Source organism: Micromonospora sp. NPDC049102 (assembly GCF_043197485.1).
GTDB lineage: Bacteria > Actinomycetota > Actinomycetes > Mycobacteriales > Micromonosporaceae > Micromonospora.
The window spans coordinates 1-26,331 of sequence record NZ_JBICTE010000042.1 but is presented as its reverse complement, the minus strand read 5'-3'; the positions used below and the strand labels follow the sequence as shown (position 1 = coordinate 26,331).

At 70.3% G+C, this 26,331-nt stretch carries 24 protein-coding genes and 1 pseudogene; 9 read left to right on the top strand and 16 right to left on the bottom strand.

Features of this window, described 5'->3' with window-relative positions:
• A partial coding sequence (locus tag ACGFH9_RS28325) for a cellulose binding domain-containing protein (protein ID WP_393225123.1) occupies nucleotides 1–528 on the bottom strand: 528 nt, incomplete at its 3' end.
• A gap of 395 nt (nucleotides 529–923) precedes the next feature.
• Here ACGFH9_RS28325 and ACGFH9_RS28320 point away from each other — a divergent pair.
• Entirely contained in the window at nucleotides 924–2,792 is a 1,869-nt protein-coding gene (locus ACGFH9_RS28320) for a GTP-binding protein (RefSeq protein WP_393225120.1), read from the top strand.
• A 6-nt stretch (nucleotides 2,793–2,798) separates the two neighbouring features.
• On the opposite strand, the gene ACGFH9_RS28315 is transcribed toward ACGFH9_RS28320, so the two are convergent.
• Entirely contained in the window at nucleotides 2,799–3,296 is a 498-nt protein-coding gene (locus ACGFH9_RS28315; protein ID WP_393225117.1) for a YcxB family protein, read from the bottom strand.
• Between the two features lie 123 nt (nucleotides 3,297–3,419).
• On the opposite strand from ACGFH9_RS28315, the gene ACGFH9_RS28310 reads away from it, so the two are divergent.
• Both ACGFH9_RS28310 and ACGFH9_RS28305 read left to right on the top strand, forming a co-directional pair.
• A complete protein-coding gene (locus ACGFH9_RS28310; protein WP_393225114.1) occupies nucleotides 3,420–3,953 on the top strand; it encodes a hypothetical protein in 534 nt (177 codons plus the stop codon).
• A 9-nt stretch (nucleotides 3,954–3,962) separates the two neighbouring features.
• On the top strand, nucleotides 3,963–4,685 hold the full coding sequence (locus ACGFH9_RS28305; protein WP_393225112.1) for an MFS transporter: 723 nt from the start codon (nucleotides 3,963–3,965) through the stop codon (nucleotides 4,683–4,685).
• Between the two features lie 34 nt (nucleotides 4,686–4,719).
• On the opposite strand, the gene ACGFH9_RS28300 is transcribed toward ACGFH9_RS28305, so the two are convergent.
• The gene (locus tag ACGFH9_RS28300; RefSeq protein WP_393225109.1) at nucleotides 4,720–5,073 is read right to left on the bottom strand and encodes a hypothetical protein; all 354 of its coding nucleotides are present in this window, start codon (nucleotides 5,071–5,073) and stop codon (nucleotides 4,720–4,722) included.
• Nucleotides 5,074–5,479: 406 nt separating this feature from the next.
• On the opposite strand from ACGFH9_RS28300, the gene ACGFH9_RS28295 reads away from it, so the two are divergent.
• Nucleotides 5,480–7,003 (top strand): RICIN domain-containing protein, encoded by a 1,524-nt coding sequence (locus ACGFH9_RS28295; protein WP_393225106.1) that lies wholly within the window; start codon nucleotides 5,480–5,482, stop codon nucleotides 7,001–7,003.
• A gap of 75 nt (nucleotides 7,004–7,078) precedes the next feature.
• Here ACGFH9_RS28295 and ACGFH9_RS28290 read toward each other — a convergent pair.
• Together ACGFH9_RS28290 and ACGFH9_RS28285 are read right to left on the bottom strand one after the other, a co-directional pair.
• A pseudogene (locus tag ACGFH9_RS28290) lies at nucleotides 7,079–7,669 on the bottom strand (glycosyl hydrolase 53 family protein); the annotation flags it as partial.
• On the bottom strand, nucleotides 7,615–8,028 hold the full coding sequence (locus ACGFH9_RS28285; RefSeq protein WP_393225187.1) for a fibronectin type III domain-containing protein: 414 nt from the start codon (nucleotides 8,026–8,028) through the stop codon (nucleotides 7,615–7,617). The pseudogene ACGFH9_RS28290 and the gene ACGFH9_RS28285, both read right to left, overlap by 55 nt.
• 287 nt (nucleotides 8,029–8,315) lie before the next feature.
• On the opposite strand from ACGFH9_RS28285, the gene ACGFH9_RS28280 reads away from it, so the two are divergent.
• The gene (locus ACGFH9_RS28280) at nucleotides 8,316–9,143 is read left to right on the top strand and encodes an SAM-dependent methyltransferase (RefSeq protein ID WP_393225103.1); all 828 of its coding nucleotides are present in this window, start codon (nucleotides 8,316–8,318) and stop codon (nucleotides 9,141–9,143) included.
• A 438-nt stretch (nucleotides 9,144–9,581) separates the two neighbouring features.
• Here ACGFH9_RS28280 and ACGFH9_RS28275 read toward each other — a convergent pair whose 3' ends face one another.
• A complete protein-coding gene (locus ACGFH9_RS28275) occupies nucleotides 9,582–9,740 on the bottom strand; it encodes a hypothetical protein (protein ID WP_393225101.1) in 159 nt (52 codons plus the stop codon).
• 186 nt (nucleotides 9,741–9,926) lie between these two features.
• Between ACGFH9_RS28275 and ACGFH9_RS28270 the strand changes: the two genes are divergently transcribed.
• The gene (locus ACGFH9_RS28270; protein ID WP_393225098.1) at nucleotides 9,927–10,112 is read left to right on the top strand and encodes a hypothetical protein; all 186 of its coding nucleotides are present in this window, start codon (nucleotides 9,927–9,929) and stop codon (nucleotides 10,110–10,112) included.
• Nucleotides 10,113–10,218: 106 nt separating this feature from the next.
• Here ACGFH9_RS28270 and ACGFH9_RS28265 read toward each other — a convergent pair whose 3' ends face one another.
• Nucleotides 10,219–10,674, bottom strand: a complete 456-nt coding sequence (locus ACGFH9_RS28265) for a hypothetical protein (protein ID WP_393225096.1) — start codon at nucleotides 10,672–10,674, stop codon at nucleotides 10,219–10,221.
• Nucleotides 10,675–11,022: 348 nt separating this feature from the next.
• Between ACGFH9_RS28265 and ACGFH9_RS28260 the strand changes: the two genes are divergently transcribed.
• Nucleotides 11,023–12,513, top strand: coding sequence for an APC family permease (locus ACGFH9_RS28260; protein WP_393225094.1), 1,491 nt, complete (start codon nucleotides 11,023–11,025; stop codon nucleotides 12,511–12,513).
• A gap of 67 nt (nucleotides 12,514–12,580) precedes the next feature.
• On the opposite strand, the gene ACGFH9_RS28255 is transcribed toward ACGFH9_RS28260, so the two are convergent.
• Nucleotides 12,581–13,486 carry a hypothetical protein gene (locus ACGFH9_RS28255; RefSeq protein WP_393225092.1) on the bottom strand — a complete coding sequence of 302 codons (906 nt, stop codon included), beginning with the start codon at nucleotides 13,484–13,486 and terminating at the stop codon, nucleotides 12,581–12,583.
• Nucleotides 13,487–13,962: 476 nt separating this feature from the next.
• Here ACGFH9_RS28255 and ACGFH9_RS28250 point away from each other — a divergent pair, with 476 nt between their 5' ends.
• Nucleotides 13,963–15,177: a histidine decarboxylase gene (locus ACGFH9_RS28250; RefSeq protein ID WP_393225089.1), complete on the top strand. Its 1,215-nt coding sequence runs from the start codon at nucleotides 13,963–13,965 to the stop codon at nucleotides 15,175–15,177.
• Between the two features lie 57 nt (nucleotides 15,178–15,234).
• On the opposite strand, the gene ACGFH9_RS28245 is transcribed toward ACGFH9_RS28250, so the two are convergent.
• From ACGFH9_RS28245 to ACGFH9_RS28210, 8 genes are all read right to left on the bottom strand, one after another.
• Complete coding sequence (locus ACGFH9_RS28245; protein ID WP_393225086.1) at nucleotides 15,235–16,158, bottom strand: serine hydrolase; 924 nt, start codon at nucleotides 16,156–16,158, stop codon at nucleotides 15,235–15,237.
• Nucleotides 16,151–16,759 (bottom strand): hypothetical protein, encoded by a 609-nt coding sequence (locus tag ACGFH9_RS28240; RefSeq protein WP_393225083.1) that lies wholly within the window; start codon nucleotides 16,757–16,759, stop codon nucleotides 16,151–16,153. Before ACGFH9_RS28240 ends, ACGFH9_RS28245 begins: the two co-directional genes overlap by 8 nt.
• A gap of 205 nt (nucleotides 16,760–16,964) precedes the next feature.
• Nucleotides 16,965–17,465: a SigE family RNA polymerase sigma factor gene (locus ACGFH9_RS28235; RefSeq protein WP_393225080.1), complete on the bottom strand. Its 501-nt coding sequence runs from the start codon at nucleotides 17,463–17,465 to the stop codon at nucleotides 16,965–16,967.
• Nucleotides 17,458–18,321, bottom strand: coding sequence for a hypothetical protein (locus ACGFH9_RS28230; RefSeq protein WP_393225078.1), 864 nt, complete (start codon nucleotides 18,319–18,321; stop codon nucleotides 17,458–17,460). The genes ACGFH9_RS28235 and ACGFH9_RS28230 overlap by 8 nt, the downstream gene beginning before the upstream one ends.
• 499 nt (nucleotides 18,322–18,820) lie before the next feature.
• Nucleotides 18,821–22,006: a penicillin acylase family protein gene (locus ACGFH9_RS28225; RefSeq protein WP_393225075.1), complete on the bottom strand. Its 3,186-nt coding sequence runs from the start codon at nucleotides 22,004–22,006 to the stop codon at nucleotides 18,821–18,823.
• A 276-nt stretch (nucleotides 22,007–22,282) separates the two neighbouring features.
• Complete coding sequence (locus tag ACGFH9_RS28220; protein ID WP_393225072.1) at nucleotides 22,283–23,110, bottom strand: TIGR02452 family protein; 828 nt, start codon at nucleotides 23,108–23,110, stop codon at nucleotides 22,283–22,285.
• A gap of 112 nt (nucleotides 23,111–23,222) precedes the next feature.
• Nucleotides 23,223–23,795: a GNAT family N-acetyltransferase gene (locus ACGFH9_RS28215; protein WP_393225069.1), complete on the bottom strand. Its 573-nt coding sequence runs from the start codon at nucleotides 23,793–23,795 to the stop codon at nucleotides 23,223–23,225.
• Between the two features lie 104 nt (nucleotides 23,796–23,899).
• Nucleotides 23,900–25,309 carry a PLP-dependent aminotransferase family protein gene (locus ACGFH9_RS28210; protein WP_393225066.1) on the bottom strand — a complete coding sequence of 470 codons (1,410 nt, stop codon included), beginning with the start codon at nucleotides 25,307–25,309 and terminating at the stop codon, nucleotides 23,900–23,902.
• A gap of 25 nt (nucleotides 25,310–25,334) precedes the next feature.
• Here ACGFH9_RS28210 and ACGFH9_RS28205 point away from each other — a divergent pair, with 25 nt between their 5' ends.
• The gene (locus ACGFH9_RS28205) at nucleotides 25,335–26,237 is read left to right on the top strand and encodes a DMT family transporter (protein WP_393225063.1); all 903 of its coding nucleotides are present in this window, start codon (nucleotides 25,335–25,337) and stop codon (nucleotides 26,235–26,237) included.
• Nucleotides 26,238–26,331: the final 94 nt, after the last annotated feature.

Below are 26,331 nucleotides of genomic sequence, written 5' to 3'. Positions count from 1 at the left end.
CGGCGTCGTCGGGGGCGGCGTGGTCGGCGGAGGCGTCGTCGGGGGCGGCGTGGTCGGCGGAGGCGTCGTCGGGGGCGGCGTGGTCGGCGGAGGCGTGGTCGGCGCGACGCCGTTGCACGGCACGCCGTTCAGGGTGAACCCGATCGGTGCGCCTCCGCTGGTGCCGTACGTGCCCTGGACGCCGAACTCGGTGGCGCCGCCGGCCGGGATGCCGCCGTTGTACGACATGTTGCGGGCTGTCACCGTCGATCCGGACTGGCTGACCGTGGCGTTCCAGCCGTTCGTGACACGCTCGTTCCCGCCGTAGGTCCAGGTCACGGTCCAACTGGAGACGGCGGTGTCGCCCGGGCTGACCTTGACACTGGCGGTGAAGCCGCCAGGCCACTGGTTGGGCGTGTAGTCGACCCGGCAGCCCTGGGCGGCTGCGGCCGGTACGACGAGCAGGGCCGTGCCGGTCGCGGTCACGGCAGCGGCCAGCGCGGCGACGACCGCGAGGGTCGGGGCGGGGCGGGCGCGGAAAATCGTCATGGAAAGTGTCCTTCTGCCATCGAGCGGGAGGAACCGGCGCGGCAGCGCGCGTCCGGGGCGGACGCGGTGCGCCGACACGCCGGGTGCGGCGCGGCGATGCGCCACAGCGACTGGTCGATGCGTACGACCGACGTGCCCGGCTCGAGGTGGAGCTGTCAGTCACCGGTCCGGTTGTTGCCCGGCCCCCGGTGACGCCCGCCCTCAATCTATTGACTGATCACTATCTAATCAAGCACGCGCGTTAATCGGTGGCCCGACGTCCCCGACCGTGCCAGCCTGACCGGAGAAGGACCGGGTTCCCACGGCTCGGCACCAGCCCGCAGACAGGAGCACGGCGATGCGAGGACTCGAAACCCCGCCCATCCGGACGCGAGCTTTCGAGGACCTGACAGCCTGTGCAGACCATCAACCTTGGCATCGTCGCCCATGTCGACGCCGGTAAGACCAGCCTGACCGAACGCCTGCTGTACACCACCGGCGTCATCGACCGGCTCGGCAGCGTCGATGCCGGCACCACCCAGACCGACAATGGCGAGATCGAGCGCCGCCGGGGCATCACCATCCGCAGCGCCGTCGCCTCGTTAACCGTGCGGGACCGCCGGGTCAACCTGCTCGACACCCCCGGCCACAGCGACTTCGTGGCCGAGGTGGAGCGCGCGCTCGGCGTGCTCGACGCGGCCGTTCTGGTGCTGTCGGCCGTCGAGGGCGTCCAGCCGCACAGTCGCCGGATCATGCGGATCCTCCGGTCGCTCCGGCTGCCCACCCTGGTCTTCGTCAACAAGATCGACCGGGTCGGCGCCCGCGCCGACGAGCTGGTCGCGGACGTGCGCCGGCTCCTCACCCCGGCCGTCGTCCCGCTGGGCACGGTCCGCGCGCCCGGCACCCCCGAGGCCACCTACCGGCCACACCATCCGGGGTACGACCACAGCGCCGCCCACCGGCTCGCCGAGGCGCTCGCCGAGGCGCTCGCCGAGCACGACGACGAACTGCTGGCCGCCCTGGTGGACGACCTGCCACCCGACGCCGACCGCATCGACGAGGCGCTTCGGACCCAGGTCGCGGCCGGGCAGGTGCACCCGCTGCTGTTCGGCTCGGCGCTGTCCGGCACCGGCGTACCCGAGCTGCTGGACGCCATCGCGGCGGTGCTCCCGGCGTCCCCGCCGGCCGAGCCGGATCCGCGGGCGCGGGTGTTCGCCATCGAGCGCGACCCCGCTGGCGAGCGGGTGGCGTATCTGCGCGCGTACGGCGGGCAGTTCCGGGCGCGCGATCGGGTCACCGCGTACCGCCGAGGGCCGGATGGCCGGACCACCGCGACACGCGGGCGGATCACCCGGCTCGACGTGGTCGGCGCGACCACCGCCCCGGCCGCGCCCACCGCGCTGACCGCCGGCCACATCGCCCGGGTCGCCGGCCTGACCGGTGTACGCCTCGGCGACCAGCTCGGCAGCCCGGCCGGCCTCGACGGTCGGTCGTACTTTCCCGCGCCGACCCTGGAGGCGGTGGTGCGACCCCGCGAGGTGTCCCAGACGTTGGCCCTGCACGCCGCGCTGGTGGACATCGCCGACACCGACCCGTTCCTGCGGACGCGGGTGGCTCCGGACGGCGGCACGAGTGTGCTGCTCTACGGCGATGTGCAGCGCGAGGTGCTGACCGCCACGCTCTTCGAACTCGGCTCACTGCCACTGTCGTTCCACACCGCCATCGAGGAGGCCACCCGCGCGGCCCTCGACCAGGGCTGTCACGGCTGGCCCGTCACCGACATCCGGATCACCCTGACCCACAGCGGCTACTGGTCGCCGATCACCACCGCCGGGCACTTTCGGGACCTCGCGCCCTACGTCCTCATGCGGGCGCTCGCAGAGGCCGGCACGCGGGTCTTCGAGCCGTACCGCCGCTTCGAGGCGGAGGTTCCGGCCGACCGCCTCGGTCCGGTCACGTCGTACCTGAGCCGGCTCGGCGCCCGGGTCGACGGCACGGACGATGTCGCTGCCGGCTGGCGGATCACCGGCGTGCTGCCGGCGCGGCTCGAACGTCAGGCGCAGCGGCAGCTGCCCGACCTGTCCAGCGGGGAGGGCCTGTGGTCGTCGGGCCCCGGCGGTGACCGACCGGTGTCCGGCGAGCCGCCGCGCCGGCCCCGCGCCGACGGCGACCCGTTCGACCGTGCGGCGTACCTGCGCTTGCTCGCCCAGCCGCAGAACCGACCCCGCGCCGTCCGGGACGCGGCCTCACCAGGAGGCACCGCTGGCGCGCCCCGGAAGGGGTGAGCGCGCTCACCGCGTTCGGAGCAGATCCCGGTCGGCCATGAAGCTCCGCAACGTCTCGGCATCCTCGACGGACATCAACCACCGGGGGATCACGGTCGCCGGCATCCGGCCGACGAACACGATCCAGAAGTCCGGAGTGTCCCGCACCTGCGCGACGCCGTCCCACGCGATACCGCCCGACTCCGACCCGCTGCGCATCATGATGTTGTCGTCGGTGATCTCGTAGGCGCCCTCGACGGCGTAAGTACCCGAGCGGCGTCGTGCCCGCGACCGCACCCAGGGCAGGTACAGCATCGACAGCACGCCGCACACCAGCAACGCCGTCCACAGCGGTGACGCCCGCTCGCCCCAGGCCAACCCGCGCGAGAGCGCCAGACCGATCGCCCCGACCACCACCAGCACCGCGCCGACGTAGCTGTACCGGCGCAGCCGGACACCGGCGAGGGTGGCCGCCACGCGAGCGGGGTAGGCGGGATCGGCGGGGACGTCGAAACGGATGCGCACTCCAGAACGATAGTGCCCCGCCGGCCCGGCACGCCTCCGACCGGTCGGAGTCCGGCCCCGGTCGCGGCCGACGGGTGGTCGCGGGAGTTTCGCCCGCAGGCGATTACGGGTAGCGGATGGCGCATGAACCGCGATCTCGTGAAGGCGCTACAGGTTGCGTGGGGGCTGCCCGAGTTCCGCGACGGGTTGCGACACCTCATCGACCTCGACGAGGTGTCCGTGCTGCTGGCCACGCTGGCCGTACCGGATCACGACGGTGCGGTCGAGCGCAGTCTGCTGGACCTGCTGCGGTCGAGCCTGGAGACGGTCGAGATCCGGGAGGCCGTGTTGCTGCTGTTGGAGCGGGACGAGGCGCGCCGGCCGCTCGTCGCGGCGGCGGTGGAGCCGCTCGCCGACCGACCGGGCCTGGCGGCTGCCATCGCCTCGGCGGGCGAAGACCCTGCGGTACGGCGTGAGCTGCGGTCCGTCCTGGACAGCGCGAAGGTGCGCGAGCTGATCTGGCAGGCGATGGAGAACCAGGTCGGTGACCATCGGTTCGGCATGATCCGCCGAGCGGCCGCGCTGTTCGTACGGCACCAGAGCGTCCGGCGTCTCGCCTGGGCGGTACGCCGGCACGGCGTACTGCGCGAACTGCGGCGCGGACCGCTTGTCGACTAGCGTGGCGGGGTGGCAGGGCCCCGCCCGGCATCGCCCTCGGCGCTGAACCGCCGGCTGACCTTCCTCCTCTCGGTGGCGGCGGGCGCGGCCATCGCCAACCTGTACTGGGTGCAACCGCTGCTCAGCTTCATCGCCGAGGACCTGGACGCGCCGACCGCGACCGCGGGCTGGCTCGTCACCGCGACGCAGATCGGGTACGCCGTCGGCGTCCTGCTGCTCGTACCGCTCGGCGACATCCTGGACCGCCGCCGCTTCGTCCCGGTGATGTTCCTGGCCTCGGCCGTCGCGCTGCTGCTGTGCGCGTTGGCGCCGTCGATCGGCGTGCTCCTCGTCGCTCTTGGCGTGCTGGGCGTCACGACGATCTCCGGGCAGGTCCTCACGCCGCTCGCCGGGGACCTGGCCGGCGATGCGCACCGTGGTCGGATCGTCGGTGTCGTGATCGATGTCGCTTTCCAGACGCAGGCCCTGCTCAACCGGGCGCGGTTGTTCGCCCTCAGCAACGAGGCCCGCAGCCGGCTCAACACGGCCCTGTCGGTCAGCAACTTCGTCGGCGCCGCCGCCGGCTCCGCGGCCGCCAGCACACTCTGGTCCGTGGGCGGCTGGCCGGCGGTCTCCGTTTCGGGAGTGGGACTCTGCTGCCTCGCGCTCACCGTGTGGGCGCTGGGACGTCGTGGCCCACTCGTGGTCGGCCTCGCAGGACCGGACGGCGCCGCGCCCGGCCGTGCCACCTGACGAGGAGCCGTCCCGGGTATGGCGGCAGCGCGGATCAGTCCTGGTCGGGCCGGTCGACGATCGGGAAGACCCGCCGCACCTCCGCCAGGAACTCGTCCCGCCGGAAGGCGTAGGTGCCGACCGCGGCCCACAGCGCCTCCAAGGCTGCCTGCAAGGGGTCCGGCTCCCCGGCGGCCACGAGTGCCGGCAGCGCCATCGGGACCGGGTCCACCGGTGCGTCGAGACCCGCGCGCAGCAGGTCGGACGGCGCCTCACCCGCCCGGCGCAGCGAATGGACCGCGAACGTGACGGCCGGCCTACCCAGGATGCGCGCCCACAACGCGTTCGCGTCGGCGACATCGTCCGGTAGCGGCTCGCCCCGATCCAGAGCCGCCCACGCCGGTGCCATCCAGTCGAGGTCAGCGATGCCGGCTAGGGTGCACGCCTGCCGCGCCGCCCAGATCGCGATCTGCCGTTGGGTGGCTGCGTCGGCCCCCGGCCACCCCGTCGACCAGGTCCCGGTCCAGCAGCACGAGGCCGTGGATACCGATCCTGTCACCGGGTGATCGGCATCCGCTGCCCCGCGACGAGGCCGGCGATCGCCTCACCAGCGAGGGATGTCGATGCCTTGACACCCCAGATGCGATCGCTAACACTTGGCTGCAACACGCGCTTAACACGCAGAACACACGCTGTCCGCATCAGGGTGAGGTGCCGGGTCCACCTGTGCGGCACCTGCGTCACGCCGCGATTCGACCACTCACGTCCGCGGTTCGTGTTAGCGCTAACACATCCACGACCGCCACGGAGGCATCATGGTCACACCACCCGTTGGCCGCGCACCTGATTCGACGCGCGATCCACGACTGTTACGACGGACGCTTGTCGCCCTGGTGGCCGCGCTGACCGCGATGGTGGGCGGCGTCGCCGTCACGTCGACGCCGGCCGCCGCCGCCACCAGTCAGTTCCGAGGCATGAACTGGGCCGTGCTGGGTGACAACTTCAGTACCGGCCCCCTCGTCGTGCAGGGCCTGAGCATGTCCGACAGCAACGCGACGGTGCGGGCCAAGGCCAACGCCCTCTACGACGACCTCGCGTCCACCATGGGCGTCAACACCGTCCGACTGCCCATCAACACCCACACCGTGGGGACGGCCTGGTGGGAGGCGTATCGAGGCGCTATCGACGCCGCCACGGCGCGAGGATTCAAGGTGATCCTCGCCTACTGGGAGGACGGGGCCGCCTCCGGCGGCAGGATCACGAATCTCGCCGCGTGGAACGCCATGTGGTCCACGGTGACCAACACGTACGGCGCGAACACCAACGTCTACTTCGAGCCGATGAACGAGCCGCACGGCTACAGCTCGACCGAGTGGCGCAACGTCGCGGCCAACTGGCTCACCTACCACTACTCGGCCGCACCCAGCCGGGTGCTCATCGGTGGCACCGGGTTCAGCCAGGACCTGCGGGACATCTGCAACGACAGCCGCTTCAACTCGACGCTGCTGTCCTTCCACTACTACGCCTTCTTCTACGGCGCGATGACCTACGACGCCTTCCGCAGCCACATCCAGGCCCGCCTCGGCAACTGCGCCGCACGGGCGGTCGCCACCGAGTTCGGCGCGCCCATGAACGACGGCCGCAACTACGGCGACGCGAACAGCACCGACAACTTCGTGCGCTACATCCGCGCCATGGCCCAGGTCACGCGGGACAACCAGATGGGCGGCACCTACTGGCCCGCCCTCGGCGGCAAGCCGGGCAGCATCGGCTACGACTGGTACTCGATGTACTCGCTCAGCGGCAGCGGCACCGACCTCAACCTCACCATCCGCAACACCTCCGGCGCGGACCGCATCCGCTACGGATGGGGTGACACCATCGGTGGCGGCGATCCCACGACGCCTCCGCCGACGACGGGGACGTTCTACCGGATCGACGTGCGGCACAGCGGCAAGGCGATGGACGTCCAGTCGCCGAACACCGACAACGGCGCGCGCGTCGGCCAGTACACGTACGGCGGCAACGCGTGGCAGCAGTGGCAGTTCCAGGACGCCGGCAGCGGCTACTGGCGCATCATCAGCAGGAACAGCGGAAAGTGCCTCGACGTCACGAGCGCCTCGACCGCTGACGGCGCCGAGCTGATCCAGTACACCTGCGGCAGTGGCACCAACCAGCAGTTCCAGATGGTCGCCAACGGCAGCTACTTCCAGCTCCGCGCCCGGCACAGCGGCAAGTGCGTGGACGTACCGGCCTCGTCGACCGCCGACGGCGTGGTCCTCAAGCAGTACACGTGCAACAGCGGCGCCAACCAGCAGTGGTCACGTACGACCGTCTGACGATCTGCACGGCAGCGCCCCCGCTCATCGGGCGGGGGCGCTTCGCGTTGACGAGTCACCGCGTCTCAGCGGAGGTCAGGGCGTCCAGCGTACGTTCGGGTTAACCCGCCCGGACCAGTCGAAGACCGCCATGTTGTCCCACTGGTTCCCGGTGCCGTTGATGTTGGCCGGGTCCCAGCCGTTGCCGTTGACGGCGTACCAGGTCGGTTCCCAGTAGAAGACACCGACGGCCCCGGCGTTGCGAGCCGTGTTCTGGACCCAGTCGAACTCCTGGGCCTGGCCCGACCAGGTCGCGCTGATGCCGTCGCACGTCGCGTCGCCGATGGCGTTCGGCTCGCTGTCCGCGTTGTTGCGGGTGAAGGGGTACGCGGTCTCCGCGATCACCACCGGCCGGCCGTAGCGACCGCGCAGGTCGACGATGTTGTTGTAGAGGTTCGCCAGGCTGCCGTGCCACATGCAGTAGTAGGACAGGGCCGTGATGTCCCACTGCACCCCCTGGGCGCGGATGCCGTCGTAGAACCAGCGGGCGTTGGCGTTGCTGTCGGCGTTGGCGGTGTGGATCATCACCGGGATGCCGCTGCCGCACGCCTTCGTGGCGTTGTAGCCCTGCTTCAACAGGCCGGCCAGCGGGGCGAAGTCGTTGTTGACGACCTTGCCCTCATTCCAGGCCCGAGGGTGTCCCGCGCGGCCATCCGGAACGAGTACTGCTTGCCCGGCCCGATGTAGAAGCTGATCGTGGTGCTCGTGACGGCACCGACGCTGGCGCTGTAGATGACGTCGTCGAACGCCTGGTAGTACGTGATGTCGTACCCGGCGATGGCGCAACAGCCGGGCTTGGCGGCCGTCCAGGTGAGGGTCACCGAGCCGGCCCGCACCTCGCTGGCGGTCAGGTTCGTGGGCGGGCCCGGCGGGAAGAGCGAGGTGTTCGGCGTGCTGGGCGCCGAAGTCGGAGTCGGCGGCGCGGTGCCGGCGTCGGCCGCCGGCGCGGCGCCCAGAGCGGTGGCGAGCACCACCGTCGACACCATGACGGCTGCCAGCAGATCCGGCCCCGGACGGCGGAACAGCGAGTACGACGAGACGCCTGTCATACGTCGACGATGCTGGCCAAATATCGATGATCGCCATCGCGTCTCACTAGTCGGTCGGCGGCATTACGGCACGTCGGCCGGTGAGTGCGCTGGTGAGCGGACGACTAGCTGGGAGCGATACCAGCCGGGGCGAAAATCTTTCTGTCCGATCGCTACACTCGCCGCAACGCCGGCACCGTCCACAGTCCTCAGCCTGCGCTGATTCGTATCGAATGGAGACGCCTGTGACCCGCGACAAGGCGGCACCCCCGGGCATCGACCCCCGCATTCCCAGCGTCGCCCGGGTCTACGACTTCTTCCTGGGCGGCAAGGACAACTTCGAGGCCGACCGACAGGTCGCCGAGCACGCCCTACGGATCACCCCGGACGGGCCGGCCGCCGGCCAGGCGAACCGGGCCTTCCTCCGTCGGGTGATCCGCTTCCTCGTCTCCGAGGCGGGCATCGACCAGTTCCTCGACATCGGATCGGGGCTGCCCACGCAGGGCAACGTGCACGAGGTCGCCACCGAGCAGAACCCGAAGACTCAGGTCGTCTACGTGGACAACGACCCGATAGTCCTGACGCACGGGCGGGCACTGCTCGCCGCGGACGGCACCGCGACGGTGATCCAGGCGGACATCCGGACGCCGCAGGAGATTCTGCACCACCCGGACGTACGTCGGTTCCTCGATTTCGACCGGCCGATCGGGCTGCTGCTCTTCGCGATCCTGCACCACCTCGGTGACGACGAGGACCCCCGAGCGGTGGCGGCGGAGCTGATCGACGCGCTGCCCTCCGGCAGCTACGTGGCGGTCTCGCACTTCTGCGACCCAGGCGAGCGCGACCCGGAGGGCTCCCGCAAGGCCCGCGAGGTCGAGCGGGTCTTCAACGAGTCGCTGGGCACCGGCCGCTGGCGTACGGACGAGGAGATCCTTTCCTTCGTCGACGGCTTGGAGGTGCTGGAACCGGGGCTGGTGCCGCTGGCCGAGTGGCGTCCGGAGCCGGGCGCGTCCGCTCCGCAGCAGACCGACACCTATCACACCTTCGTCGGGCTGCTCGCCCGCAAACCGTAGGTTCGGCCGCGCGGTCCGTCGGCGAGAGCACTGAGCCCGAGCTACAACGTCAGCGATAGCGGGGCACCTGGGGGTGCGCCAAACGGCCGTACTGCCATGTCTCAGCGCCCGAGATCGTGCCACGGTTCCAGAGTCGTTCTAGGCCGTGTGTCAAGGTCCTCGGTCGAGCAGAGGGGCGGACGGCGGACACCACGATGAGAGTGATGCCTGTGAGTCATCATGATGACCCACAGGCATCACCCTCAATGGAGCGGGCGGCTCCGATCCGGCCGGACCACGGGCCCGCGAGCGACGGCGCACCAGCGGCCGAAACGGCCGATCCTCTCGGCCTCCGCAGGCCGGCCAGGGGCTTTGACACACGGCCTAGCTAGCGGGACCGCCGAGATCAAGCGCCAGGGCCCCGGCCGCCCCGAGGTGCCGGGGCGCCCTCCTCTCTGGCTACGTGAACGGCCTGCGCCTGGTCCATCCGACGAACCTAACGAACAGGGCTTCAGGGCCGGGCATGTCGTGAGGGTTGAGCTTCACCATGTCGCCGGTCCCGTCGAAGAGGTAGCCGGCTATCTCGATCGACAGCCCGACCGGGTCGCCGTCGAACACGGCTCGCAGGGTCAGTCGGGCGGTTGCGCACGGCCAGACTCCGCACCCCCGGCGGCAGTGCCAGGTCGGGCGGATGGGTGCGTGTCCTGCGGAGATCGGCAAGCAGTGATCGGATGGGGTGTGGCGCAACGTCATGCTCACACGCTGTCGCTCGGCTACCACACGTTGTTGCCTACCGTCAAGGGCATGGATCTGGTCGGCGTTGCGGAGATCCGAAACATGCTCGGCGGGATCAGCCGGCAGCGGGTCAGCATCATCGCGAACAGCAAGGGCTTCCCTGGCCCGGTTGCCGTGCTCGCGATGGGCAAGGTGTGGCGTCGGCGCGATGTTGCCCGGTGGATCGCTGAACATCGACCCGACCAGGCCGACTGACCCGATACGACGAAAGCGCCCCGGTGGCCCGTGATGGGTGCCGAGACTTCTCGCGCCTGGGCCACCTGGCGGCGCAGCCCCATCGCCAGCGGCGCGAGGAACAGGGTTACCGGCCGACCACCCGCACCCTGCCCGATGTAGAACGGGTACGCAGCTCAGCGAGAGCACCTTCCTCGAAGACTTCGCCGGCGGCGTCGACGAGGCCCTTGCGCGCGCCCTCTGCGCCGTCCAGGGTCCGATCGCCGGCCTCCCGCTCAAGGCGCGTACGACAACAGCGGCCTGGTGGGACAAACCCTGTCACTACTCCATCTCGCGCCAGGACCGTACGACCGCACCCGAGCTCGAGCAGTTCCTGGCCGAGCGGATGAACGCGACGACGTGGAGGTCGCGGGTCGCCGAAGCCTGGGGAGTGAACCATGAGAAGCCGTCGCATCGTCGCAGCGCTGGCCGGGGCGGCGATGTCCGTCGCGGCCGCCGTCGCCTTCGTCCCCAGCAGCATGGCCGCCGTCTCCTCGGCCAACGCGTCGAACATCCGTGCCGCCCGGACCGCCTGCTTCGTCATGGTCACCCCGTCCCCCGTGCGACCGCAGCCACCAGCCACGCCGCGCCACCTCGGATCCTCCGGCGAACCACCGGCCGTGACCCGACCATCGCACCGTCGACGGCGGTTCAGCCTCCCTCGCCAGGGTGATTCCAGCTCCCTCTGGCGAGGCCGCCACCGATCATCGAAAAGGACGTCCACACAGGACACGAGACGCCGCCCGTCGAATCACGGCACCATTCTCCGGGCCGTTCAAATTCTGCGGACCACTGCTCCCAGTAACCGTGGGATCACCTGTAAGGTCATCGCGTCCCGTCCCCCGATCGATCGCCTTAAACCTGTGGAGGTTTACATATGGTCACGCCTTCGGTGACCCCCCTGACGGTGTCCGCCGAGAGGGGACTGGCACGCAAGACTCTGCGGACAAGTTCGCTGGTGACGTTCGGCACGACCGCGTCGTCCCCGATGGCCGTTCTCGTCGGCGGTATCGTCGCCACCTACGCGGCCACCGGTAACACCGGTGTGGCCTCCAGTTTCCTGCTCCTGACGGTCGTGATGCTCCTCTGGGCGCCGGGGTACATCGCCATCGCCCGTTACGTGCAGCCCAGTGGAATCTTCTACACCGCCCTCGCCGCCGGGTTGTCCCGGCTCGTCGGGGTGGCGGGCGCGCCGGTGGTTCTGCTCGCCTACAACACCATTCAAATCTCGCTGTACGGGCTGCTGGGTTCCGTGATCAGCGGACTGGTCGGCGGGCCGTGGTGGATCGGGGCCCTCATCGCGTGGGCCATCGTCGCGGCGTTCGGCCTGCAACGCACGGGCGTCAGCACCGCGATGTTCGGGACCATCCTGATCGTCGAGATCACCCTGCTGCTCGTGTTCGTGCTGGTCGGCCTCGCGCACCCAGCCGGTGGTCACCTGACCTTCGCGGCGCTGAACCCGACGCAGTTGTTCGACACCGGCGTGGTGGCGGGGCTCGCGGTGCTTCCGCTCGGCTTCGCCGCGTTCTTCGGCACCGAGACCATCGCCGCGTACGGTGCGGAGGCGCGGACACCGCGGGCGGTGTCACGCAGCATCATCTACGTCATCGTCGGCCTGGGCCTGCTCTACGCCCTGTGCGCGTGGGCGATGGTGGCCACGGTGGGTGCTGACCGGGTCGTCGACCTGGCCCGCGACCCGGCAGCGCCACTGCCGTTCGAGGTCTTCTCGGGCTCCCGCGCCGGTAGTGCCGGCGTGCTGTTGGTGGCACTGGGCGGCCTGCTGTTGGTCAGCAGCGTCCTCGCGGCGATGATCAGCTTCCACAACAGCGTGGCGAGGTACCTCTTCGCCCTCGGCAAGGACCGGCTGCTGCCCGCTCGCCTGGCGACGATCCGTGAGGGTGGGTCCGGCGCGCCGCAGGGTGGATCGATCACCCAGTCGGTCACCGCCCTGATCGTCATCCTGCTGTTCGTGGTGAGCGGCGCCGAGGCGCTGACCATGTTCACCTGGCTGAGCAACATCGCCGCAGTCAGTCTGATGCTGCTGATGGCGACCAGTTCGCTCGCCACCGTCCGCTACTTCGCGCGCGGTGGTGGGCGCAGCGAGTCGCTGTGGGCGCGGGCGATCGCACCCACGCTGGGCGGTGTCGCCATCGCGGTGATCCTGCTCGTCACGCTCGTCAACATCAGCGCGGCGCTCGGCACGCCTCCCGGCTCACACCGGGCGTGGCTGGTGCCGGGCACGGTCGGCGTCTTCGTCGTCATCGGTGTGCTCTGGGCGATCAGCGTGCGGACCAGTCGGCCGGACGTACTCACCGGCATCGGTGAGCGCGAGACCAACCCCACGCGGCAGGTCGACGAGGATCTGAGCCACCTGACGCTCTGAGTGCCGTCTCCGGACCTGAAGCAGGCGGTGCCGCCGAGGCGGCACCGCCTGCTGTCGTCGTACTGGCTTACGTCGTCGCGCCTCTCGCCGAGCCGATCCGCTGGGCGCCCAGGTGCACGAGCGTCGCCAGCTGGGCGATACCGGTCCAGATAGGAGCGTCACCCGGGTTGCTCTGCAACGGTCGCCACGTCTCGTAGAGCGGCGTCGTCGACTGGATCAGCGGCCGCTCCCACGGGTCGGTGGGCCGGTCGACGACGATCCGGGTCTCTTCGGGGTCCATCAGCTGGATGAAGAAGCGTCCGGGAATACGATCCTCGCCTTCGATCCGGCGCATCGTCTGCTCCCAGGTGCCGAGCGGACCATCGAGTGAGCTGACCGCCAGGCCGATGAACGTCGAGTCGGCGTTGACCCGCTCGTCGACACGGTTGCACATCTGTGGTGGCTGACGCGGGTCCAGGCCACCGTGGTCGAGGTAGTGCCGCGCTGTCTGCGCGAGATCGTAGAGCAACCTGGGCAGGTGCGACACGTCCTCGCCAGCCTTGTCGAGACGTGTCGCCACGCCGACCTCGAAGACCGATCGCTCCACTGTGGACCCCATGACCGGCACGGCGTACAGGAACGCGAAGCCGTAGGGGCACAAAGGGTTACGCCGACGCTGCGCCCACGCGTGGCGGCCGTGCATGGTGTTCATCAGCCCGACCCGGCTCAGCGCGGAGGATCGCAGTGAGGCCCAGATCCGCCGCGTCTCCGGATCACTGATCGGCGGCGCAGGCGGTGACTCCCGTGTGGCCGGCGACGGGTCGGGCGGCGGCGGGTACGCGGACGGCGCGGACGGCCAGGGAACCGGTGGGTGTTGCTCGACCACCGGTGACGGCATCGCGCTCGTGGGCGCCACCCACCCGTGCCGTCCGACCGTCGCCGGCACCTCGGGCGGGGGTGACGAGTGGCTGCCCGAGGGCTGGTCCCACGGCACGGCCGCCGTCCTTCCGGCAGTCGCCGCCGCTCTCCAATCCTCGGGATTGCTCTCAAAAGGACCCGAGCGAGTTGCTGGCCTGTCGTACGCCACGTTGGTAGTCCCTCCAAAGACGTCGCCACAGCCTCTCATCGCACACACACCGCGATCAACCATGCACCACGAGTCGGCTTGATCGCGCTTAGGCCGTGTGTCAAAGCCCCTGGCCGGCCTGCGGAGGCCGAGAGGACCGGCCGCTTCGGCCGCTGGTGAACCGTCGCTCGCGTGCCCGTGGTCCGGCCGGATCGGAGCCGCCCCCTCCATTGAGCGTGATGCCTGTGGGTCATCAAGATGACTCACAGGCATCACCCTCATCGTGGTGTCCGCCGTCCGCCCCTCTGCTCGACCGAGGACCTTGACACACGGCCTAACGGCGGTTGCCTGGTGGTCGACCTCATGGTCCACTCTTCGCTTAGTTGCCTATCAACGGAGAACCCGTGACCTCCCCCACCAGCGTTCCCGACGACCTGTCTCTCGCTGCTGAGATCGAGCACTTGCGAGCCACTCTGACAGCACACAGGTCGATCGGCTTCCCGGCCGCAGTGGACATCGACTACGGACCAGTGACATCGCTGTTCGGCCTGCTGATCAATAACGTCGGCGACCCGGAGACCGACCCCGACACCGGCCACACGAAGGCCTACGAGCGCAAGGTCCTCGACTGGCACGCAGACCTTTTCGGCGCCCCCGCCGACGATCGGTGGGGCTATCTGACCGGCGGTGGCACCGAGGCGAACCAGGCAGCCATCCTGCTCGCCCGCGACCGGTTCGCGGGCACGAGTCCGGTGCTCTACTACAGCCAGGCCACCCACGACTGGATCCGCAAGACCGCAGGCATGCTGAACCTTCCCGAGGTCGTCATCCGCACCGACGCCACCGGAGAGATCGACTATCACGATCTGCGGGGCGAGCTGGCGCGGCGCAGGGACCGGCCCGCCATCGTCGTTGCCAACGCCGGCACGACCGTCACGGAGGCGGTGGACGATCCCGCCCGTGTGCGCCGCGCCCTGTCCGAACTGGCGATCCGCAACGCCCACCTGCACGTCGACGGCGCGCTCGCGGGTGTGCCGTTGGCCCTGCTGCCGGACCGGCCGGTGGCCATCGACCTCGGCAGCGTGGTCGACTCCGTGGCCATCTCCAGCCACAAGTTCTACGGCACCACCGTTCCCGGCGGCCTGGTCATGACCCGCCGTTCACTGCAGCGGGCAGCGCGTCGAATCTCCTACACCGCCACGACCGACAGCACCATCAGCGGCTCGCGCTGCGGGCAACTCGCCGTCCAGATGTGGTACGCGCTGCGACTGCTCGGCGAGGACGGGCACCGCGAGCGCGCCGAACGCGCCCGTGAGACGGCCCGCTTCGCCCATTCCCTGCTGGCCAGCGTCGGTTGGCCCGCCTGGCGCAACGTGCACGCCTTCACGGTGTACTTCACGACCCCGCCGCCGGCGATCGCCCGCCGCCACGGCCTGTCCAACGCCGACGGCGGCATCAGCCACCTGATCTGCATGCCGGGCGTGACCCGGCAACAGATCGAGGCGCTCGCGGCCGACATCGCGACCGTCAAGGGCACCGAGCAGCCCAGCCCGAGCCGCGGTGTCCGGCGACTCGTGCCGGTCGCGCAGCTGCCCCTCGCCGCCGCCGACCGGACCTGACCGGCCGTTCGGTGACTCGCCCTCCCGAGCGGTCCGAGGTGCGCCACGACGCCCGGCCTATCCGGGCGCGGGGGCGTCGTCCGCCGTGGCGGCGCGCATCTCCTTGAGGACGTACGTGGCGGCCTTCTCGACGACGCGGACGCCCGCCTCCTGGCTGACGTGATGGTTGGAGAGCACGGCGATCAGCCAGTCGTGGCGGTCCTCCACGATCCGGCCGATGCTGTTGACGATCCAGCGGCCACCGTCGGCGTCGGCGGTGTCCCAGCCGTTCTTGACGTACACGGAACGGGCGTCCGGCGTCCGCCCGGCGGGGACTCCCCATCGTTGCTCGGGAATCACCTTATTCATCAGGCCCATGACGAAGGTACGGTCCTGCGGGGTCAACGGTCCCTTCGACGACGTCAGCGCGGTCAGCAGACGGAGCTGGTCGGCGGCGGTGGTGGTGGTTATCCCCCAGTGCGCGCTGGGCTTGGTCTCCCGCAGACCGAGCGCGCGGTTCGCGGCGGTGAGACCGCGCGAACCGTCGATCTTCAGCCACAGGGTCTCGGTAGCCTCGTTGTCACTGGACTCGATCATGGCCTCGGCCAGCCGTCTGGTCCCCGAACTCAGGGCCTTGCCCGGCGGCGTCTGACGCAGCAGGAGAGCCGCAAGGATGTTGACCTTGACGATGCTGGCCGTCTCGAACCGCGCGGTGCCGGCCGTCACGGCAGCCGTTCCCTGTCGGTCCAGTACCGCTACCGCCAGATGGCCCTTGTACGGCTTCACGAAGGCCTCGATACGGGCCCTCGCCTCCTTGACCGGGTCGACGGACGGCGTCGTGGGGATCGGCTTGGCCGGCGATGGGCCGGGCGACGAGCCGGCTCCGTCATCGTCGCGAGCACGCGTGGCACCGTAGGCGGCCGTCGCGATGCCGGCGAGAGACATGGTCGCCGCGGAGACGACCCAACGGCGTGGCAGCTTCCGACCTCCCCGCTCAGCCAAGGCGGGCCACCGCCTTCGCCGCGATCGAATCGACCGCTGCCTGGTCGCCCAGGTCGGGCAGGCTGACGGTCGAGACCGTCTCGCCTCGTTTCAACATGACGAAGTACCTCGTGGTAGCAGGGGTCTGGGAATGGTAGATGCGGCCTCGGACGAGCAGTCCGACGCCCCCCAGATACTGCGAGTCGACGATGTCGAAGGAGACCGTCGCACCGTGGACCATGTAGCTCGCGCACCGGCGGATGACCTGGTGGACGTCATCGACGTTCTGCTCGGCCCATCCGGGTTCGTACGTCTCCACGACATGGTGCGCCGGTGACGAGCCGTCCGGCAACCGGTAGTAACGTTCGACCGCAGCGCGCCGGTGCGACTTCGCCGCATAGTCGCTGCTCAGGTAGTTGGGGCAGTCGTCCTGCTCCCACGGCCAGGGCGGCAGGCCGGTCCGAGCGTCGTCCTCGTGCCAGCCCGAACCCAGATCACCCGCGCCCAGCAGCATGCTCAGACCACTCCGCTCGACGGCCGCGGTGGGCGACTCATCGGCATCGACGCCGGGCTCCCCCTGCTGGCACCCCGTGAGCAACACCACAAACGTCGACAGGACCAACGACACGACAGCGACCGGGCCTCGACAGCTCATGCTGCTCGGTACGGACACCGGAACCTCCCCAGACACAGATGATTGCCACCGCAGGTCACGCCCTCGCCGACGAGACGTGGTGGTGCCCTCCCCATCAATTCGGGACAAACGCGGCCGTTGCCGGTGGGCGACCCGACACCACGGGGGATCCACTCCGCCACCTCCCGGCCGGTCAATGACGCTCCTCGGCGAACAGCTCGGAACGGGTCTCGCCGAGCAACTCGCGCAGCCGGCCGAGGGAGCGCATGCTCTGGCTCTTGACGACGGCCGTGGAGACGCCCACGACCTCGGCGGTCGTCTCCACGCTCAGGTCGTCCCAGTAGCGCAGGACGATGATCGCCCGATCGCGCACCGGCAGGGTGGCGACCGCGTCGAGCAGGGTCATGCGCAGCTCCGCCGGATGCTCCTCACCCCGATCCGGCGGGGCCGGAATCGCCAGCTCGCGGCTGGAGCGACGCCGTTGCTGGTCGATCACGCAGCGCAGCAGTATCTTGCGGGCGTACGCGTAGGGGTCGTCGGCCCGACAGACCCGGCCCCAGTTGGCGTACACCTTGGCAAGCGTGGTCTGGGTGAGGTCCTGCGCGAGATGCCAGTCCCGGCACATCAGGAACGCAGCATCGCGCAGGCGGCCAGCGGCTGCCTGCGCGAATTCCACGAAGTCTTCGTCAGCCATTCGACCTGGCCAGATTCGGGAAGTTCTTGGCACCGCTCTCGACGAACTTGGCCGGCAGCCTCGTCCCCCAGATCGGGTTGGCGGCGATCGAGGTCGCCTCCCGCACGGTGAGGACGGCCGGCGCCGGCGAGGCCTCCTTGCCGTCCCACGCCAGACAGGTGGAGATCAGCACGTCGATCTGCAGGCCGTCGCGGTGGTGCACCGTGACCATCTTGTCCTGCAGGCAGTTACCGGGCACTTCCGTCAGTTCCACCGTCCCCGGGGCGGGACCGCCGCCGAGGTGGTCCTGGTAGACCGAGAGCCGCACCATGCCCGGCCCGTCGCCCCGATCCAGATAGATCTGGACGTACGGCATGCCGGGGCCCGCGCCACCGCTCTCCAGGCTCGCGTAACCGCTGACCTTCCCCTTGGGCAGGAGCCAGGTCAACAGTTCCAGAGCGCCCTGCGGCGTGGTCGTCAGCAGCTCGCCGTGCGGCCCCGCCCCGATCCGCACCTTGTCGATCACCACGGCCGTGGGCCGGGGAGTCGGCGACGCGGCCGCACCCGGCGACTGCCCGGCACCCGGACCGAACCCACCACCCGGGGACGGCGAGACGGTGTCGACCAGCCCACCTAACGAACCCACGTCCGGCTCACCGGACCGACCACCGCCATCGGCACCGCCGGCGAGTGACCCGACGGCCAGGCCGATCACGAGCAGCACCGCCAACGCCGATCCGCCGGCGCCGAGCTGCGTCAGGCGGCGCTTACGGCGGAGTCGGCGACCCTGCACCACCGACTGCTGGACCAGATCACCCAACGGTGGGGCGACGTGTCGGGCCAGTTCGTCCCTGAAACGCCCACGCAGATCGCCCATGCCCCGTACCCCCCTCGGCCGACCGTCAGCCGTAACCATCCGTCACTCAAGAGACGGGCCGGAGGGGCGATTTGGTCACCTTTCTTCGGCACCAATTTCGGTTGCCCCCGCTCGACCTGGACTGTGCTTTCAGCACGTGTTCGGCCGTCTCCGGAGAGTCACTTTCGGCTGTGCACCACCAGCTCGCCGATCTCCAACCGACGGACGGCCAGCCGCCCGATGACCAGCACCCCGACAGCCACCGCCCCGACGGCCAGCGCCCTACTGCCAGGGCGCCGAGCGAGGCTGCCCCCGCAGCCCGCGCGCCGGTGGCCACCGCCCCCGTCGTCACCGCGCCGTCGACGCGTGTGCCGGTCAACTGCCCCAGCCGTACGTTTCGCTTCATCCCTCCGTTGTCCGGACGCCACCGGTCGGGCGCTGCCCGCAGGTCCCCGATGTCACCCCACGGCCCCGTCCCCGCAGGGGCGGCGAATGGTCCCCGCCGCCCCTGCGGGTGGGGTCACCGTCCGTACAGCTCGAATTCGTGGAGTGAGAACCCGTACGAGGTGGCCCGCGTCACGCCGTACACCCGCACGTAGCGGGCGGTGACCGGCGCGAAGGTGGCGTTGTCGACGCCACCGTTGCCGGCGGTGGTGGTGAACACCGGCGTCCAGGAGCTGCCGTCGCCGGAGACCTCGATCCGGTACGAGGTGGCGTAGGCGGATTCCCAGCGCAGGACCGCCCGGCTGACAGTGCGGGCAGCGCCGAGGTCGACCCGGAGCCACTGGTTGTCGTTGTAGCTGCTGGCCCACCGGCTGCCGAGGCTGCCGTCGACCGCCTTGTCCGGGGTGTAGCTGGTCAGGAACTGAGTGCTCGACGCGGTCGCCAGACGGCCCTTGGCCAGGTTGGTGACGTCGTCGCCCCGGCGCGCCGGGAACGAGACCACCTGCTGGTAGGTGGGACGGTTCTGCCAGGCGATCAGGGGGTGGGTGATGCCGCCGAGCCCGGACTGGGCGATCGAGTCGGCGCACCACTGGTCGCCGGCCCCGCAGGACTTGTCGCCCGGATAGACAGTGGTGGCCGGCACCACGGCGGCCTGACCGAGCGTGTCCAGCAGGGCCTGCCGGCACGCGCCGAGGCTGCCGTTGCCGCAGTACGCGCGGCCCAGCCCGCCGGACACCGGGTCGCCGAGCACGGCGCGCACGTCCTTGTCGACGTAGCCCCACCAGCCGTGCTGGAACGACGAGCCCTTGTGCGCCTGACCTTGCAACGCCCAGCTCGCGCCGCCGTCACGGCCGCCGTTCTGGCCGCCCGACGGGGCCTCGTTGACCTCGATGGCGTCGACCAACGCGGCGTAGAGGTCCGGCCCGAGCCCGGGGCGGAACTCCGCCGAGGCCAGCAGCGGCCACCAGGCGTCGAAGATCCGGATGGCGTCGGCGTGCTGGTAGACCTTCGAGCCGGGTGACGTCTCCACCCGGCGGGCGCCCGCCTGCTGCCAGGCCCGCAGCTTGCCCACCGCGTCGGCCAGCGCCGGGTCGGTGACCGGCGTGCTGTCCAGCACGCGCAGCAGGTCGCCGAGAACCTGCTGGCCGCGCAGGTCGGTCACCGCCGCATCCGCCATGATCTTGACGACGTCGGCGCGGCCGAGCTTCCGTTGGGCGATCGCGGCCCGCACCGGGCCGTCGAGAAGCTGACCCCGGTGTACGGAGCCGAAGCTGAAGTTGCCGTCGGCCGCCCCGAAGTCCCGCGCCTGCTTGTTGTTCCAGCTGACGTAGTAGTCCTGGTTCACCGACTGCGGATGCGCCGACGCCGGGGCGTACGTGGCGTCGTTGGTGTCGGGATTCCAGCCGGCCCACTCGTACGCCGGTTCCGCCTTCGCGGGCAGGTTCGGGTCGGTGACGGACGAACGGACCGGGTTCGAGCCGGAGTTGTAGTACGCCGCCTCGGTCGAGTTGACGTAGAACCAGTTGAACGCGTACCCGACACTGGCGGACGACGCCTGGAACGCTGCCGCGCTGCCCATCGCCGACGGGTCGTTGAAGGCCTGGAAACCGATCGCCGAGTCGGCCTCGTGCCGGTAGGTGGAGCGCAGCTTGGTGAAGGCCGTCGGCTGCCCGTTCACCAGGCCCCGATAGGAAACCAGCCCGTACCTGGTGCGCAGCGCTCGCAGCGTGTACGAGCCGGCGGGGGTGGAGTCGGCCAGCGTGGGTGACCACGAGTTGCGCTGCTCCAACGCCTCCATGGCGAGGCACTGCCCGTGATAGAGGTAGCGGTTGGACCGCAGCGTCGGCGCGGTGCCGTCGGTGGTGCACAGGGGCACCGCGTACGTGTCGGTGAGGTCCTGCGAGGCGGAGGTGGCGCTCCACGCGTAGTCCTGGCCGCGGCCGAGCAGCACGTAGAGGTTGAGCCCGGCGAACGCGGCCCCACGAGCGCTGATCCCCGGCCCCTGCAACTCCTGGAGCATCAGCAGTTGCGGCGCGAAGTAGCCGGTCTGTGGCCCGAACACGGCTACCGGGTTGCCGGTGGTGGTGTGCCGCCCGGCGACCACCACCGCGTTGGACATGCCGTGCGCGCGCAGGTTGGACAGGCCGCCGACCAGCCCCTGGGTGGTGGTACTCGACCCGGTACGGGTGGCAGCCCCACCGCTGGCGTCGTACGCCAGGGGTTCGGCGACCACCGTGCCGGCGTCGGGGAGCACCGCGCTGGTCGCGCCGGACGGCGTCGCCCCGTACGGGAAGCTCTGTCCCTCATGGAGGGTGAGTACGGTCTCCGGATCGTTCTGCGACCGGAAGGCAGCCCAGACCCGGTCGCCCTCGGTGGTGCCGTACTTGGCCCGGGCGGCCACCCGGACCAGCGCGGACTGGATCTCGCTGCCGCCTCCCCCGCCGAACAGGCCGCCGATCACACCGGCGGTGGCGATCAGGTCGGTCATGGTGAAGTGCTTCGGCTTGCCCGCGCCGGCGAGCACGTACTCGCCCGGGTAGTTGTCGTCGGCGATCGACTTGTCGATGTAGGCGTTGATGCCGGCGATGTAGTCGACCACGTCGGTGTAGAGCTGCTGGCCCCGGACGCCCTTGGTACGCAGCGCGTCCACCTGGGCCTGGAGGTCCGCCTCAGTGTAGGGCGAGTTGGCCCAGACGCTCTGCTCCAGCTCCCGGTTGCCGGGCGCGCCCCCGGCGAACGAGGTGACGTTGCCCCGACCGACATGCCGCAGCAGGTCCATCACCCAGAGCCGGTCCTGTGCACCGGCGTAGCCGGCGCCGAACATGGTGCCGGCGCGGGTGGTGCCGGTGACGTGCGGGACGCCGGTGGCCCTGTCCCGCACGATGGTGACGTCGGCGCGCGGCGAGACAGTGCTCTCGACCTGCGCGGCCGGTACGCCGAACGAGGCGTCGTTGTAGAAGTGGGCGATCTGCTCGTCGGTCAGCCCGGCGTAGTTGTAGACCAGGTTCGCGTACTCGTCGAGCTGGTCGCTGGAGTGCGCGGGTCGGGTGCCGAGCGCCTGGTGCGCCAGGATGGCGACGAGCGTGGCGTTGCCGTTCTGCCCCGGGGGCAGGATGTCGGAGCACTGGCCGAGGCAGTGGTCGTCGGCAGCGAACGTGGTGGCGGCGAGCGCCGCTGACGGCGGGGTCACCGTCAGGACGCCGGCGGTGAGGGTGGCGGCGGTGAACGCCGCGAGCCGGGTACGGAGTGCGGGACGGGGCATGGCGATCCTCCGGGGACGCGGAGTCGGGCCGTATGGTCTCGCCCGGCCACGGTGCCGACGTCTCGCCCTCCGCGCCCGGGCGTTCCACCCGGAGGTGAGAATGACTCATATCAATCTCGGGCAATGATCGACGCTGAACCGTCGTTAGGGATACCCGTCGTTCGCCACGCGCGAATGCCGACGTTTCGCCGCCGTGTGCGCCTTCGGTGTAGTCGGCGTCGTCAGGGCAGGCGGACGGAGTACCGTGCATCGTGACGCCCTGTGCGCGACACGGCACTAACCCGACGCTGGCGCATCGTCGGCAGATCCCGCCAGGCATTTCACGAAGGCGCGATACACGGGGGTGCCCGGAAGGCCGTCGTGGATGGCGAACACCACGTGGTCGAATCGGTCGACCACGTGTAGAGCCTCGGCGAACGCGCCGGACACCGTGGCGGGATCGTTGCGGAACACCCCGCACCCCCAGGCGCCCAACACGATCGATCGGTGTCCGTACGCGGCAGCGACCTCCAGCACCCGCCGCGCACGCCGGGCCAGCACCGCCGGCACGTCCGGCACATGCGCGGGCTGGTTGCGCACGATCGCGCCGAGGTTCGGTGCCGCGGCGGTCAGGAACGACGTCGTGTACGGCTGCTCGAGCAGATTTCCGTCGTCGTCCCGGAACACCGGCACGAGCGGGGAGTAGATGACCCTGTCGCTGTACCGCAGATCGTGCTGCCCACGGTGGAACGCGTAGAACTCCGGCGCGGCGCTCAGGCACGGGTACAACGCCGACGAGCGAGCGATGCTCTCCTCCTGCGCCTGTGCCCCGTTCAGGAAGCCGCCGCCCGGGCTCCTCGCCGACGCGAACACCAGACACGCCGCACCGGGCCCGAGCCGGTACGCCGCCTGCAACGTCGACTCGTGTGTCACCTCCACCCGTGCGGGGCCAGGTGCCGCGTCCGGCACCGCGAGCACCTCGTCCGGGAGGTGATGCCGCGTGCCGGCGACCGCGGCGCGTACCGCCTCGCCGAGGACGACATCAACACCGTTGCCATTGCGGTAGCGCCCCGACTCGGCGATCGCCACCGTCTGCCGAGCGATCTCACGCAGACTGTCGCTCACCGGTCCACCCCGCGCGTCGGGAGGTGAGGGGCGTGCACGACCAGCAGGCTAGGCAGACAGACGGTTACCGACAAGCAGTTCTCCCGATCCCGCTCGAAGCGGCGGACGGTGATCACAGCGGTGACCGGTCGTCGCGCAGCCGGCTGTAGAGCCACCCGTCGCGCCAGGCACCGGCCCGGAACTCGCACGCCCGCACGACGCCCTCCAACTGGAAACCAGCCTTCTCCAGCGACCGCTGCTCGGCGACGTTCTCCGCATGCGTGCCGGCCTGGATGCGCTGGGCCGGGGTGTGGCTGAACAGGTAGTCGCAGAGCAGCGCCTGGGCCCGCCAGCCGATGCCCTGGCCGCGCCACTCGGGCAGTAGAACGATGCCGATCTCCCAGTAGGGCGCCCGACCGCCGTACTGGCCCTGGGAATAGCTGAGGAAGCCCGCCCGGGAGTCCGCCGCCGGCTCGACCTGCACGATCAGGCCGCCGGTGCGCTCGCCGAGATAGCCGTCCTCGCCGAGGCGGCGAGCCGGCGCGGCGGCATCCCGGAAGCCAGCCCAGTCGAGCCCGATCAGCCCGGGCTCGACCGCGAACCGGCGCAACATCGCCACGTCGTCCTCGACCACCGGACGCAGCCGTACGGTCGAGCCGGGCGCGTGGTGCACGACGCCGGCCACCAACGGATCGGAACTGTCCACCCTCCGCACCGTAGTGCTGCGCCCCGCCGTCCGCTGCCCCCGAACGCCCGACAGCAACTGCGGGTGGACGCGCATCGCGGAGAGCGTCCCCGGGTGGCTGGGGATCAGGGCTCGATGAGCAGTGGCGCGAGCCGGCGGATGGCGTCGTCGACGTCGGAGGCCGACGGTGCCGCGACATAGCTGAGCCGGACATGCCGGAGGCTGTTGGCGGTGACGGAGAAGTTCGTTCCGGGCGTGATCGCGACGCCCTTGGCGAGAGCGGCAGGGATCAGTTGGTGCTCGTCGAGGTGCGCCGGAAGCGACACCCACAGGTGGTAACCGCCGCGCGGACGCAGGGCGAGAGCGTGGTCGCCGAAGGCCGTCAGGACGGCTTCGGTGGCCACCTCACGACGGTGGGTCAGGGCGACGCTGAGCGCCTTCCGCTCTCGTCTCCAGCCGGGTGCGGTCACCACCTCCAGCGCGGTCAGCTGAAGCGGAGCGGGCACGATCAGCATGTCGATGACGTGGGCGGATCGCAGTCGGGCCAGGACCGGGCCCCGTGCTGCGATCGCACCGACGCGCAGGTTCGGTGAGGTCACCTTCGTCAGGGATCTGATGTGGACGACAGTGCCGTCCGGATCGTCGGCGACCATCGGCGGCGGGGCGATGGAGGCGTCGGCGTGCGCCATGTGCCGGGCGAAGTCGTCTTCGATGACGAAGGCGGCGTGGCGGCGCGCGAGCGCTCGGATCTCGTCCCGGCGGGCCGCCGAGATGCTGGCTCCGGTGGGGTTCTGGAACAGCGGCTGGACGATGACGACGCGCGCACGAGTTCGAGCGAGGGCCCGGTCGAGATGGTCCACACGCAGACCTTCCGCGTCCATGGGGACCGGAACCGGCCGCAGGCCCTCCGCGTGGGCGGCGGCGATGGCGCCCGGGTAGGTCGGCGATTCCACCAGGACCGGATCTCCCGGCTGAGCGAGCGCGCGCAGCGCGATGGCCAGGGCACTCTGCCCCGCCGCGCACACCAGGACGTCGTGACGAGCGAGGCCGCCGCCGATGTCGGCGGCGAACCAGTCGCGCAGTTCGGGCAGCCCTCCAGCGGGCGGGCGGTCCCACGCCTGCGGGTGTCTCGCTGCCCGCGACATCGCCGAGGCCAGAGCGGCAAGCGGCTGTAGCCCGGGATGAAGGTAACCGCCGTTGAGGTCGACGATGTCCGGCCCGGCCATCGACAGCGTCTGCAGCAGCGCGGGCGCGTGGAAGTCACGCAGGGCGCCGCTCGACGCTCCTTGCGCCCCCGCCGGGTCGAGGGCCGCCTCCTGCCAGGTCGTGTCCCCGGCGCGGACTACCGGGCGAGCCGCGGTGCGGTACGTCCCGGAGCCGGGACGGGGTGCGATCAGTCCGCGTTGGGCGAGCAGCGCCAGCGCCGCTGAGACGGTGGTGCCGCTCGCGGCGAAGCGCCGCACCAGCTCACGGTGGGTGGCGATGCGGGTGCCCTCCGGCAGTAGCGCTATGTCCTGGGCGATGGACTCAGCCAAGGAATGACTGCTGCTACCGTTTGACATGAGTACGGAGAATAGCGCTATCACCCTTGCTCGCATATCGCCACTCGCGAACGGGACGACATTCGCCGCGCTCGGTGTGCTGAGCTTCTCGTTCAGCTTTCCGGCGACCCACTGGGTGCTCGACGGGTTCGGGCCGTGGAGTGCCACCGGGGTTCGCGGTGTCCTGGCGGCCGCCATCGCACTCACCGCTCTCCTCGCCACCCGCGCGCCCCTGCCGGCCGCCGGCGACTGGCCAGCCCTCGCCGTGGTGGCGGCCGGCTGCGTGATCGGCTTTCCGCTGCTGACCACGTTCGCTCTACAGACGTCGACCACGGCCCACTCGGCCGTTGTCATCGGCGCGCTGCCGATGGCCACCGCGACGATCTCCGCGCTGCGCACCGGACGCCGCCCGTCGACACTGTTCTGGACGGCCGCTTCGATCGGCGCGGCCACGGTCATCGCGTTCAGCATCGCGCAGAACCACGGCCAGCCCACGCTCGGCGACCTCTACCTGTTCGCCGCGTTGCTCGTCTGTGCCGCCGGCTACGCCGAAGGTGGGCGGCTCTCCGCGCACCTGCCCGGCTGGCAGGTCATCGCATGGGGTGTCGTCCTCGCGGCTCCGGTCAGCGTCGCCGTGTGCGCGGTCGCGCTTGCGCACGAGCCGGTGCGCGTGACGGCCGAGGCCATCGGGGGTATGGCGTACATCGCGGTCATCTCGCAGTTCGGTGGGTTCGTGGTCTGGTATCGCGGCATGGGCCTCATCGGGGTGACGCGAGCGAGCCAACTCCAACTCGCCCAGCCGCTGCTGACCCTGGTGTGGGCGGTTCTCCTGCTGGGCGAGCCCCTCAGCGTCATAGTGCCGCTGACCGCGACGGTCGTCCTCTGCTGCATCATCGTCACGCAGAGGGCCAGGACCGCGTGAGCTAGTGCCTCGTCATGCGGCCTTGAAGGGGTAATCCGGGTGGCGGATCTTGGAGTTGGTCGCGTATCCGGTTTTCGGTCGGGCTCGCTGGTTG